This is a genomic window from Acinetobacter sp. TY1 (genome assembly GCF_048551395.1).
Lineage (GTDB): Bacteria > Pseudomonadota > Gammaproteobacteria > Pseudomonadales > Moraxellaceae > Acinetobacter.
This window is the reverse complement of record NZ_JBLYZK010000002.1, coordinates 1-13,012: the sequence shown is the minus strand read 5'-3', so window position 1 is coordinate 13,012 and position 13,012 is coordinate 1. Positions and strand designations below refer to the sequence as shown.

The following is a 13,012-nucleotide window of genomic DNA, read 5'->3' as shown; positions in this document are numbered from 1 at the left end:
GAATAAATTTAATCATTGATTCAACGTGGCTTTATATTGAAAATATTGTTCAATCATACTTCCAATATATTAAATTAATACAGCGATAGGTGTAATGCATATGATTGAAGTTCAAGGCGAGCCTCTTTCTCCGAGTTCGTATGCATCACAAATTAAAAGTGTCAGCCATCATGTAAGAGTTTTTTTTATATGGGTTGTATTTATTGGTTTTTTTACCTTAAATCTTTTTCAATTAAACTTTACTCATGGTCCAATCACGTTAAAGTATTGGTTTTTAGCCCTTTGTTTAATTGCAGGGATTGCTTGGTTCAACATTCATCATGGTATATCCCGTTCAAGTTTAAACCCGCTCAATCTTGATGCCTTAAATCAACTGTACTGTTTATTGACAGGTTGTGTACTTGGAGTGGGGGTATATCTCATTCACCATTATCTTGTGATTAAAAGTGATAACCAAACCATTTTACACCTTATGATTATGGCAAATACCATGCTGAGCATGGTTTATATCATGGGAATTATTTATCTCACACAACGTTTTCGCTACTTTCTTTGGATCTATCTCCCCTCCATTCTTCCTGCATTTTGTATTGAATTATTGTTTCCTAAATCAATTCCAATACAATATCTATTAATGCAAGATATTTGGTTTGTCATGATTTTTATGGGCGCCTTTATTTCTCATAAAAATCATCAAAAACTTGATAGTATGAATATTAAAAATATTGAGCTTTTTAACCAATCACAAAAACATTTAGAAGAAGCACAACAATTACAGCAACAATTACAAGCAGAAGTCACACTCACAAAAACTGTGAAACAAGAACTACAAATTAACAATCAATTGCTTGAACAAAAAGTTAAAGAACGTACACACGACATTAAACAGATTAATGATCATCTTGAAGATCATCAGGCAAATTTAGATTTTGCTCATGAAACAGCGGGTATAAATTCTTGGCTATGGAATATTGAAAAACGAGTTTTTTCTTTATCCAAAAATAAATTCGTAAATAATTTTAGCCAGACACTCCCATCGACAATCATGACCGAATTAAATATTCATCCTGATGATTTTGGATATTACCGTCAAAATATGCGTCAACATTTACGTGGTCGTACAGAACGTTTTGAAGCAACTTATCGTATAAAACATAATGATGAGTGGGCATGGATTCAAGATATTGGCAAAGTAATTGCAAGACATCCAACCAATCACAAACCACTTCGCATGGTTGGAATACATCGTGATGTACAAAAAGAAAAGAAAGATCAAGAACAAATTCGCTTAGCGACCAATGTTTTTGATCAGGTTGCTGAAGGTGTATTTGTCCTCGATAATAATTTATGTTACCTCGATGTGAATCCTTATTTTGAACAACTCTTAGGTTTCAAGCTCAATGAAATCATTGGAAAGCACCTTTTTGATGTCACCATTCATGATGAGCCTATAGACTATCAGAGACATACTGAGTTTGCGAAACAACTCATTACCAAAGGCGAACATGAAATTGAAATCACTGAACAATTTATTTCGGGTAAAAAACTGACCCTTTGGGTGCATATTAATGCCATTAAAGATGATAAAAATAAAGTCATCAATTATGTTGGTATTATTACCGATTTAACTGAACGTATTGAACGTGAGCAACGACTTTCCTATTTGGAAAACTTTGATTTACTGACAGATTTACCAAATCGCTTTTATTTCAATCAGCAATTACATCATTATGTTACGAGTAAAAATCAGGCTTTAAAATACTTTGCACTTATTCGCATTAATATTGACCGTTTCAGATCATTCAATGAGTCTTTAAGTAATGATGCAGGCGATGAACTGCTAAAACAAGTATCTGAACGCCTACGTCAATCATGCTCAGATGCGCTGCTAATTTCCTATTTAAACAATGATGATTTTGCGATTATTTACAATCTCAATCAGAATAATTTTTCTATTCAGAAACGTGCAAAAATCATCTTAGATGCCTTCCAATTACCTTTTACTATTTTAAAAAAAGAACAAACAATTTCCATTTCTATTGGAGTTGCACTTTACCCTGAACATGGTCGTCAAATTGATAGCCTAAATAGTCACGCTGAGCTTGCACTGTCAGAAGCGAAAAATGTTGGGGGCAATACCATACATTTTTATGCTAATAAATCGGGACAACTGCTTAATCATGGAGTAAACCTTGAAAGTGAGCTAAGAAAAGCCATTAAAAATAAAGAATTTATGGTCTATTATCAGCCCAAAGTATGTATTAAGACCAATCGAATTTTTGGTTTTGAGGCATTGGTTCGATGGCAACATCCTGAACTCGGATTAGTCCGTCCAGATATGTTTATTCCCCTTGCAGAAGAAACGAGTTTAATTAATGAAATTGGACAATTTGTACTATTCGAAACCTGTAAACAACTGAAAAAATGGCAAAATGCAGGTTTTGATTACATTCGTGTTTCGGTCAACATTGTGGCGCAACAAATTCACCGAGGTCATTTACTAAATGATATTGATCATGCACTTGAAAGTAATCAACTTTCGGGTGAGATGCTTGAAGTTGAATTGACTGAATCATCATTACTCGATAAATCGGATCATGTCATTGAATTATTAAAACAAATTAAAGAGCGAAAAATTTCAATTTCATTAGATGACTTTGGCACAGGCTACTCTTCCCTCGCTTACCTTACCAACTACCCTATTGATACTTTAAAAATTGATAAAGCTTTTATTAGCCGTATTGGGAAAGAAAAAGATGAAGCCATTGTAAATGCCATAATTGTTTTAGGACAAACCATTGGCATGATGTTGGTGGCTGAAGGTGTCGAAACTATTGAACAAATTGAGTTTTTAAAAAATCGTGGTTGTTATATTTTCCAAGGTTTTTATTACTCAAAACCCCTGACTACCACTCAAAGTACACAGTATCTTGAACAAAATGAGCTGATTGCTAATTTCTCTTAAAAATAACTTTTTAAGTCTAAGTTAGCCTAAAAAACGGGCTGAATGACTGTCCGTATTGCTCAACAAGTGTTATATTCGGTTGAATTTAGCCAAAACTGCCAGCCTCGCTGGAACATTGTAACAATAGAGATTCAGATGGACGATCAATCATTAAAGCAACAAGCCCTTTATTATCATGAATTTCCTACGCCTGGAAAAATCAGTGTTACGCCAAGCAAACAGCTTGTTAACCAACACGATTTAGCTTTAGCGTACTCACCAGGTGTTGCTGCACCATGTCTTGAAATTGAAAAAGACCCATCTAAAGCAGCACTTTATACAGCACGTGGTAACTTAGTTGCCGTGATCACCAATGGTACTGCTGTATTGGGCCTAGGGAATATTGGTCCTCTTGCTTCTAAACCTGTGATGGAAGGCAAAGGCGTTTTATTTAAAAAATTCGCTGGTGTTGATGTATTTGACATTGAAATTGACGAAAATGATCCAGACAAAATTGTTGATATTGTTGCTGCACTCGAACCTACTTTTGGTGGTATCAACTTAGAAGACATTAAAGCACCAGAATGCTTTTATATTGAACAAAAACTTCGTGAACGTATGAATATCCCTGTGTTCCACGATGATCAGCACGGTACATCCATTATCGTTGGATCTGCTCTACTGAATGCGTTGCAATTAAATGGCAAAAAAATTGACGAAATTAAAATCGTTGCTTCAGGCGCAGGTGCTGCGGCACTGTCTTGCCTAGACTTGCTTTGTGCGATTGGTGCGAAAAAAGAAAACATTATTGTTGCGGACTCACGAGGTCTACTGACAACAAAACGTGAAGGTCTAGACGACTCTAAAAAACGTTATGTACAAGACATCGAAGGCACTCAACTTGCTGATGTTATTGCAGATGCAGATATGTTCTTAGGTCTTTCTGCCGCAGGTATTTTAACCAAAGAAATGGTTAAAGTCATGGCGAAAGATCCTATTATCTTTGCCCTTGCCAACCCAGATCCAGAAATTTTACCTGAACATGCACACGAAGTTCGTAATGATGTGATCATGGCAACAGGTCGTTCAGACTATCCGAACCAAGTGAATAACGCACTTTGTTTCCCATATATTTTCCGTGGTGCTTTGGACGTTGGTGCAACCACCATTAACGAAGAAATGAAGATTGCATGTGTACATGCAATTGCACGTATGGCACACGTTGAAGCAGATGCCGCATCTTATGGTGAAAAATCTGCATCATTTGGTCGTGATTATCTTATTCCACGTCCACTTGATCAGCGTTTGATTTTGGAAATTGCGCCTGCTGTTGCACAAGCGGCAATGGATTCAGGTGTTGCAAGCCGTCCAATTCAAGATTTCTCAGCATATCGTCAACGTCTTTCTGAGTTTGTTTATAACTCAGCACTTATGATGAAACCGATTTTTGCACAAGCTAAATCTGATCCTAAGCGTATCGCTTACGCAGAAGGCGAAGATTTACGTGTACTTCGTGCTGTACAAATTGCCGTTGATGAAGGTCTAGCGCATCCAATTCTTGTCGGTCGTACTTCAGTGATTGAAGCAAACATCAAAAAGCTTGGTTTACGCCTTGAAAATGGTGAAAATATCACGATCGTTGATCAGGAAAAAAATCCTGATTATGAAGAGTTTGCAGCCGACTACCACAGCATTATGCAGCGTAAAGGGGTTACACCTGAGTATGCACAACGTGAATCACGTCGTCGCTCTACGCTCATTGCTGCAATGTTGGTCAAATTTGGTAAAGCGGACGGTATGCTTTGCGGTACTTACTCAAGCTATGATATTCATTTAGATTTCGTACAAAATGTCATTGGTTTAAAAGAAGGTCGTAATAACTTCTTTACTCTCAATGCATTGATGCTTGAAGATCGTAATTTGTTTATTGCAGACACATATATCAACCGTAATCCAACGGCTGAACAATTGGCTGAAATGACCATATTAGCGGCTGAAGAAGTGCGCCGTTTTGGTATGACACCTCGTGTTGCACTCCTTTCTCACTCGAGCTTTGGTTCAGATCAAAATGATGCGAGCGCACAAAAAATGCGTAAAGTGTTTGAAATCTTGACTGAAATTGCACCTGAGCTTGAAGTTGAGGGTGAAATGCATGCTGATGCTGCACTTGATGAAAATATTCGTCATTTTGCATTCCCGAACTCACGCTTCAAGGGTTCTGCAAACTTGTTGATTATGCCAAACTTGGATGCTGCAAACATTTCATTCAACTTGTTAAAAGCAACTTCAGGCAACAATGTCACCATTGGTCCAATTTTATTGGGTGCAGCGAAACCTGTTCATATTTTAACACCAACGGCAACAACTCGTCGTTTAGTGAATATGACTGCACTTACTGTTGCTGAAATTCAGGAAGCTGAAAAAGACGCTCTGTAATTGGTATTCACTTTGTGACTTGAATTCACATCGAGTCACTTGAGAAAACCTCTATTCTGTTGCATGATGGCATTAAGAATAGAGGTTTTTTCATGCGTGTTTATTTAGTCGGTGGTGCTGTCCGAGATCGTTTGTTAGGGCATCCCTATCACGAAAAAGATTATGTGGTTGTCGGTGCAACACCTGAACAACTGATTGCTCAAGGTTACCAACCTGTGGGTAAAGATTTCCCTGTGTTTTTACATCCTAAAACAAAAGAAGAATATGCACTTGCCCGTACTGAACGTAAGTCTGGGCATGGTTATCATGGCTTTGAATTTTATACCGACCCTTCTGTTACCCTTGAAGATGACCTGATTCGTCGTGACTTAACCATCAATGCGATGGCTATGGATGACGAGGGTACAGTTTATGACCCTTATGGTGGACAACAAGATTTAGCCAACAAAATTTTACGCCATGTTTCTCCTGCTTTTGCCGAAGACCCTTTACGTGTTTTACGTGTGGCTCGTTTTGCAGCTCGTTATGCACAGTATGGTTTTACTGTCGCCGATGAAACTCTAGTTTTAATGCGTCAATTGACTGAATCGGGTGAACTCAATGCATTGACACCTGAGCGAGTTTGGAAAGAAACTTCTCGTGCACTTATGGAAGATCATGCTGATGTTTATTTTGAAGTATTACGTGAATGTGGTGCTTTAAAAATCCTCTTTCCTGAAATTGATGCTTTGTATGGTGTGCCGCAACGTCCTGAATATCATCCTGAAATTGATTGTGGGATTCATACCATGATGTCTTTACGACAAGCTTGTAAAGCTCACTATTCATTGGATGTTCGTTTTGCCGTTTTGGTACATGATTTAGGTAAAGCCCTGACGCCAGTCGATGAATTGCCTCGTCATATTATGCATGAAGAACGTGGTATCGCACCTGTCACTCAAGTCTGTGATCGTTTACGTGTACCAACCAATACTAAGCAACTTGCACTTGCTGTGTGTAAGGAACATTTAAAGTGTCATCAAGCATTTACCTTAAAAGCAGGTACTGTTTGGCGCTTGTTACAGCGTTTAGATGTGCTGCGTCGCCCTGAACGTGTTGAAGCTTTCCTTCAAGCCTGTGAGTGTGATGCTAAAGGTCGATTAGGTTTAGAAGATCGTGCTTATCCGCAAGCGCAGTATTTGTTGGATGTGATGCATAAGGTTCGTAACATTAAGGCTTCTGACTTACCTGCGGATGTAAAAGGTCCTGATATTGGTGAAATGCTCATTCAAAAGCGAATTGAAGCGATTTCTGACTTTAAGCAAAATTATAATCAGCCTGATCAAGTGGTTTAAAAATCCCACTCAGAAATAGCGGGAACGCTCGAAGAGCTAGCAGATTTTTATAGCTCTTCAGCTAATATAAAGCATTTACAATTTTCAGGAACTTCTTGATCGTGGTTTTCATACAATCATAAAAGTTTGTTTAAAAAACTTCCATTTTTTAAGACTAGCTATTTTACTTTCCATAATATATTGAAATTAATTAATTTATTCTATCTCTTTCGTATAAGTTTTATTATGATAATTTTAGGTGAATTTAAAAGATGAGCACATTTGAGACTAAAAATTTATCTTTAAGACCATTTTCTAAAGAAAATTTAAATGAAGCTATCTTACTATTTCAAGATGAGGACTTTATGGCTTTTTCACCTAATGGTTCATTAAATGTTAAAGATGCTACAAACCGTTTTTATGAAATTTTAGAGCATTATGAAAAATACGGATTTGGAAAAATGGCTATTATCTCCAAAAATACAACTAAGATTATTGGTTACTGTGGTTTTGAAATATGTACTTTAGATGGAAGAGATCAAGCCGAATTAGGATTCAGATTAATCAAAAGTGAACGAGGTCAAGGGTACATCGTTGAAGCTGCCTCTAAATTAATAGAAAATATGAAAAATAGAGGCTTTAAAAATGTAATAGCCTTTTCTGAAGAACAAAACTTACCAGCTCATAATCTTCTAAAGAAGTTAGGATTCAGTACAACTTTCAGATCTAATTTTTTAAATATGGATGTTGTTTTCTTTAATAAAAATTTCTAAACCATTAAGTATCTAATATAATATTCTTTATAAAGTATTGATTTAATTTTCCATAAGGAGTATAGCATTAATTTTAGACAATCCATAAACTAGCAATTATTTTTTAAATTTAATATTTGACAACTCGTTCCATAATATTTAGTATTCCTCTCAGTTCACTCCCACTCAGGATCATCCATGAGTGATGACAAATCTAATTATCCAGGCCGTCCTAGACAGTTTGAAGATAAAGAAATCATTGATGCCGCTATAACTGTCTTTAGTAGTAATGGCTATGCAGGTACTTCTGCGCAAAATTTATGTGATGTTACTGGATTAGGGCGAGGAAGTTTATATAACGCCTTTGGTAGCAAACAAGCTTTATATGAACAAGCTTTGCTACGTAGCCATGAAAAAACCATGGCAGCACAATTATCCATTCTCGCACAGTCAGGACTGTTCAAAGAACGATTACGATCCCTTTTACTTTGGGGGATTGCTGAGGATCTTTCACAATCAGAACAGCATGAAGCCATGGTCTTATTCTCTGCTTTAGAGATGGGAGATAAAGATCAGGTTGTTTCAAGCCTGAATCTAGAATATCGACAACGCCTAGAGAATTCTCTCCTCACGGTATTTGTCGAAGGACAAGCAAATGGGGAATTCAGTACAAAAGCCTCAGCTCTTGAAATGGCAAGAGGCTTTTTAGCTGGATACTACGGTTTGCGTGTACTAAACAAAAATATTTCAGATAAAAGCTTTCTAGAAGATGTCGTTAATGGTCTCTTAGCCAACCTCTAACTGCGTCATCACTGCGAAAGTAATTAAACTTTTTATTTTTGTAATGATCGTTAAAGAAATAGGAATGTATTAACAAAATGCCGTTAGCAGTATATATATTAGGTCTAGCAATTTTTTCAATTGGTACAGCCGAATTGATGGTCGCAGGTATGACCGCCACTTTATCCCAAGCCTTTGGAATCAGCGTAGGTGACGTTGGACATTTAATTTCATATTATGCCTTTGGTGTCATGTTCGGCGGGCCTGTACTCACCTACTTTTTTCTAAAATATAAAGTCCAATATCGAAAAGTTTTGCTAATTCTTTTCATACTTTATGTTGTGATCCAAGGTTTAAGCGCTTTCAACTCTAGCCATGCTATTTTAATTGTAATCCGTTTTGTCACGGGTGTCTTATGTGCAGGCTGTCTGAGTCTTTCTCTTGCCATAAGCATGGCGATGGTTCCGAACCATAATAAGCCTCGAGCAGCAGCCATTGTTATTGGCGGCTTTATGATTTCCAATGTGTTTGGAGTCCCTCTTGCGACAATGATTGATCAACAATGGGGCTGGCGTATTACCTTTGGTTTAGTCGCAGTATTGGTATTCATTTGTTTGATTGCTCTAGTACGTCTTTTACCTGAAGTATCAGGCGGTGGGCAACTTAAAATGGAAGAAGAGATCAAAGCCTTTAAAAATAAAGCGTATTGGAAAGCTTGTGCAACAAGTTGCCTAATTTTAGGTGCTAGCTTTGCAGCTTTTAGTTATTTCGTTCCTGTTTTGGTCGATATCACTGGATTTAGTATGCAAGTCGTTCCATTTATTTTAATGGCATTTGGTTTCTCAAACATTGTAGGGAATATGATCACAGGTCGCTTAGCACATGACCATAGCCTTAAAATTATGCTGATTGGACTAACCGTATTAAGTATATCTTTATTTGCCTTTGCAATATTTGCCGAATATAAAACTATAGCAATCATTGCAATAATTTTGATTGGATTATCTGGTGTTCCAATGAATCCTGCAATGATGGCAAGAATTGTCAGTGTTGCGCATCCGGGTCCTATGGTCAATGCAGTACATACCTCAGTGATTAACATTGGCTTAGGTGGAGGTTCCTATATAGGTGGTTTAGCAATTACAAATGGTTATGGCTTACGTTCAGGCTTATGGATTGGTGCAGTATTGGCAATATTGGCATTGGCTTCACTTCTGCCTTACGTACGTAATCGTCAACAAGGTTGGTCTTGATACAAATGTAACGTAATCATTCTATATAATGGCACTTATGAAAAATATTTTTATTTAAAATTAAATGCTTATATCGAAAAATTGACTTGTCATCTACAACAAATCCGATATGAAACCATATCGGATTTGTTTAGTTTATTTTGATCCATTTTACAATTAAAAATAATATTTTGGATAAGTACCAATAAACCTTATTTAGTTAAGCATCGCTATCTATACATCTTTTTGTAGAGAACTTTTGTTCCTTACAGAAAATAAAAATTGTATTAAATCCCATTTTCATCTATTTATCGTTTATAAATTACGACACCTCAGCAGGGAAACTGATGACTTTTTCTAACTTCATCTGATTTTGTACCACCATCAACAAGCGGTCTATTCCCAAAGCAATTCCTGAACACTCAGGCATATTCGGCAAAGCTGCGAGTAAATACTCGTCAATTGGCATCACATGTAAACCTAATTTTTCACGCTCTGCATTATCGTCTTCAAAACGACTACGCAACACATTGGCATCAATCAATTCATCATAAGCATTGGCAAGCTCTAAACCTTCAATATATAACTCAAAACGAGCTGCAACCAACTCACCATCTGCATCAATACGTGTTTTGGCAAGAGAAGCCATTTCAGGTGGAAAATCGGTTAAAAATACAGGCGTATCAAAACCTAAACTCGGTTCAACCATGTGAGAGAACAACAGGTCAATATAACCCAAACGATCATTGCCCAAATCTAGATTTAAACCAACACGGTGACAGGCATTTTTCAATTCCTGCAAAGTCGCCTTGAGCGGATTGAGATCCAAACGATCCATAAAAGCATGTTTGTAGCTATAAATGGTCGGACGAACTTCTCCGAAACGTTGTGCTAAAACGACATTGAGCAAATCGGTCACTTCAAGCATTAAATCTTTCAATGAAAACTCAGGGCGATACCATTCCAACATGGTAAATTCACTATTGTGCTTACGCCCATGTTCATCATCACGAAATACCTTACAAATCTGATAAATCGCCCCACTGCCACTCGCCAATAATCGCTTCATGGCAAACTCAGGTGAAGTCTGTAAATAATGCGTTTGTTTTCGACCACCGATATGACGCAATGCCTGTACAGAAGCCAAATGTATATCAGTGACGCCAGCTTGCGAAAGTACAGGAGTCTCAACCTCCAACACATTACGTTCAGAAAAAAACTGACGCAATTGTGCATACATTTTGGCACGGGCTTTTAAGGCGTTGAGGTCACACGTTGGCTGATATTTGATACGAGAATCATTCATGCTTTTGGCCCACCATGTGCAGCCCATTCACGACGTAAAGGATAGGTTTTACGTAAATAATCAAAAGCTTTTTGATCCACTTTGCCATCTTTTAATGTTGCTCTTAAATTGGCATCATCGCGGGCAATGTCATAAATGGTTGATAAATATTTTTTCAGGGTTTGTTTAATGTTATTGCCATAAAAATATTGTTCACAGGCAGGTAACTTTGTTTCAAATTTTTTATGCGCGCTAAAATCAAATGTTTTGCAAAATGCATCATAAATCATCTGTGTACCACGAGCTTTACCTTCTAGGCTATAACCAGCAATGTGTGGCGTAACAAGCGTAATAATTTTTAATAATTCTTCTGAAATTTCTGGCTCATGCTCAAAAACATCAAGCACTACTCTACGCTGATTTTTTAAAATATCTGCAATTAAAGCCGCTTCTTCAACCACTGCACCGCGTGCTGAATTAATTAAAATGGTTTCAGGTTTCATCATTGCCAAAGTTTCTGCATTGATTAAATGATAGGTTGGATGCTCACCTGTTTGGGTCAGTGGTACATGCGTAGTAATGGCATTAGCTTGCTTTAATAATGTATCTAGCTCAACCTGTTGAATATTTAAATTTTTTACAAATGGATCATAACCAATCACATTCCAACCTAAAAGTTGTGCCATATATGCCAAACGTGAACCGACATTCCCTAAACCAATAATACCTAAAGTAAATTGTTTACCCAAATCTAAAAATTGAGCATCAATGTGCAATAAAGCAGTAATTACATATTCAGAAACCGCTTGCGCATTGCAACCAGCTGCATTTGACCATGCAATTCCCTGTTGTTCCAATGTGTTAATATCTAAATGATCTGTGCCAATGGTTGCACTACCGACAAATTTTAGTTTTGTATTTTCAATCAGTTGCTGATTCACCTTCGTCACTGAACGCACCAATAAAGCATCGGCATTTTTTACCTCTTCATGTGTAATTGTACGCCCTGCTTGATTGTTAATTTCTCCAAATTCGGCAAAAAAATATTCAGTAAATGCGAGATTTTCATCTGCAACGATGTTCATAGTGTTATTCCACATTTCAGTATCTTCATCATACCGTTTTGCTGAAATGATCGCTATATCGCATCTGTAGTGAATTCATCCATTTCGTTCAAAGAAATTTATACAGCGGAAAAAAATAGAATTAAAAATGCCCAATTATTAGATTGGGCATTTTTATCTTTTACATCATGCATTTATAAACTGATGCATGATACTGTTATATGATTAAGCAGCTTCACGCTCTTCAATCGGCAATACTTTACGAAGTTCATAACCCGTATAATCCGCACTTGGACGAATAATACGATTGTCTGCACGTTGCTCCATGACATGTGCAGCCCAACCTGTTACACGACTCATCACAAAGATTGGTGTAAATAGCTTGGTTGCAATGTCCATAAAATGGTATGCCGATGCATGGAAGAAGTCTGCATTACAGAACAATTTCTTCTCACGCCACATCACTTCTTCACAGCGCACTGATACTGGGTAAAGCGTGGTATCACCTACATCTTTCGCTAATTTCTCTGACCAAATTTTGATGATGCCGTTACGTGGATCATTATCTTTGTAGATCGCATGACCAAAGCCCATAATCTTTTCTTTACGTGCTAACTTACCCAACATTTCACGTTCAGCTTCTTCAGGAGACGTCCAGTTTTCAATCATTTCCATCGCAGCTTCATTCGCACCACCATGTAATGGACCACGGAGTGATCCAATCGCACCTGTAATACATGAATGCATATCTGAAAGTGTTGATGCACATACTCGCGCTGTGAATGTAGAAGCGTTAAATTCATGCTCTGCATACAAAATCAACGAGACATTCATCACTTGCTCATGCAATTCATTTGGTTTTTCACCACGAAGTAAATGCAAGAATTGAGCACCAATTGAATCATCATCAGTATTTTCTTCAATGCGTACGCCATCATGGCTGAAACGGTACCAGTAACAAATGATAGCAGGCAAGGTTGCAAGGATACGGTCTGCTACATCTTGTTGCTCATCGAATGTTTTTTCAGTTTCAATGTTACCGAGCATTGAAACACCTGTACGCATCACATCCATTGGATGTGAATCTGCAGGAATGCGTTCAAGAACTTCTTTAAGTGCTTGTGGCAATTGACGTAATGATTTGAGTTTTGCTTTGTATGTTGCAAGCTGTTCTGCTGTTGGTAATTCACCAAAGAAAATCAGGTA

Annotated in this window: 9 protein-coding genes; 6 read left to right on the top strand and 3 right to left on the bottom strand. The window is 37.3% G+C overall.

All coding sequences use genetic code 11. The features are described 5' to 3' along the window. Positions 1–100 precede the first annotated feature (100 nt). The 6 genes from ACK2M2_RS01430 (at position 101) to ACK2M2_RS01405 (ending at position 9,478) form a co-directional block, all read left to right on the top strand. Positions 101–2,965, top strand: coding sequence for an EAL domain-containing protein (locus ACK2M2_RS01430; RefSeq protein ID WP_419345900.1), 2,865 nt, complete (start codon positions 101–103; stop codon positions 2,963–2,965). Positions 2,966–3,100: 135 nt separating this feature from the next. After that, positions 3,101–5,380, top strand: coding sequence for an NADP-dependent malic enzyme (locus ACK2M2_RS01425; protein WP_409511938.1), 2,280 nt, complete (start codon positions 3,101–3,103; stop codon positions 5,378–5,380). Between the two features lie 92 nt (positions 5,381–5,472). Next, positions 5,473–6,714, top strand: a complete 1,242-nt coding sequence (locus ACK2M2_RS01420) for a multifunctional CCA addition/repair protein (RefSeq protein WP_419345899.1) — start codon at positions 5,473–5,475, stop codon at positions 6,712–6,714. Positions 6,715–6,965: 251 nt separating this feature from the next. Then, positions 6,966–7,466: a GNAT family N-acetyltransferase gene (locus ACK2M2_RS01415; protein ID WP_409511860.1), complete on the top strand. Its 501-nt coding sequence runs from the start codon at positions 6,966–6,968 to the stop codon at positions 7,464–7,466. Positions 7,467–7,643: 177 nt separating this feature from the next. Continuing rightward, positions 7,644–8,246 carry a TetR/AcrR family transcriptional regulator gene (locus ACK2M2_RS01410; RefSeq protein WP_419345898.1) on the top strand — a complete coding sequence of 201 codons (603 nt, stop codon included), beginning with the start codon at positions 7,644–7,646 and terminating at the stop codon, positions 8,244–8,246. 77 nt (positions 8,247–8,323) lie between these two features. Next, positions 8,324–9,478, top strand: coding sequence for an MFS transporter (locus tag ACK2M2_RS01405; RefSeq protein ID WP_419345897.1), 1,155 nt, complete (start codon positions 8,324–8,326; stop codon positions 9,476–9,478). 301 nt (positions 9,479–9,779) lie between these two features. Here ACK2M2_RS01405 and epmA read toward each other — a convergent pair whose 3' ends face one another. The 3 genes from epmA to prpC form a co-directional block, all read right to left on the bottom strand. Beyond that, positions 9,780–10,763, bottom strand: coding sequence for an EF-P lysine aminoacylase EpmA (gene epmA, locus ACK2M2_RS01400; RefSeq protein WP_419345896.1), 984 nt, complete (start codon positions 10,761–10,763; stop codon positions 9,780–9,782). Continuing rightward, the gene (locus ACK2M2_RS01395; protein WP_419345895.1) at positions 10,760–11,827 is read right to left on the bottom strand and encodes a 4-phosphoerythronate dehydrogenase; all 1,068 of its coding nucleotides are present in this window, start codon (positions 11,825–11,827) and stop codon (positions 10,760–10,762) included. Before ACK2M2_RS01395 ends, epmA begins: the two co-directional genes overlap by 4 nt. A 204-nt stretch (positions 11,828–12,031) precedes the next feature. Then, a partial coding sequence (prpC, locus tag ACK2M2_RS01390; RefSeq protein WP_419345894.1) for a bifunctional 2-methylcitrate synthase/citrate synthase occupies positions 12,032–13,012 on the bottom strand: 981 nt, incomplete at its 5' end.

What these genes read in the sequence shown, in the direction of transcription:
- epmA (WP_419345896.1), bottom strand. Translation starts at nt 10,763, where the DNA reads ATGAATGATTCTCGTATCAAATATCAGCCAACGTGTGACCTCAACGCC.
- ACK2M2_RS01405 (WP_419345897.1), top strand. Translation starts at nt 8,324, where the DNA reads ATGCCGTTAGCAGTATATATATTAGGTCTAGCAATTTTTTCAATTGGT.
- ACK2M2_RS01425 (WP_409511938.1), top strand. Translation starts at nt 3,101, where the DNA reads ATGGACGATCAATCATTAAAGCAACAAGCCCTTTATTATCATGAATTT.
- ACK2M2_RS01415 (WP_409511860.1), top strand. Translation starts at nt 6,966, where the DNA reads ATGAGCACATTTGAGACTAAAAATTTATCTTTAAGACCATTTTCTAAA.
- ACK2M2_RS01395 (WP_419345895.1), bottom strand. Translation starts at nt 11,827, where the DNA reads ATGAACATCGTTGCAGATGAAAATCTCGCATTTACTGAATATTTTTTT.
- ACK2M2_RS01410 (WP_419345898.1), top strand. Translation starts at nt 7,644, where the DNA reads ATGAGTGATGACAAATCTAATTATCCAGGCCGTCCTAGACAGTTTGAA.
- ACK2M2_RS01420 (WP_419345899.1), top strand. Translation starts at nt 5,473, where the DNA reads ATGCGTGTTTATTTAGTCGGTGGTGCTGTCCGAGATCGTTTGTTAGGG.
- ACK2M2_RS01430 (WP_419345900.1), top strand. Translation starts at nt 101, where the DNA reads ATGATTGAAGTTCAAGGCGAGCCTCTTTCTCCGAGTTCGTATGCATCA.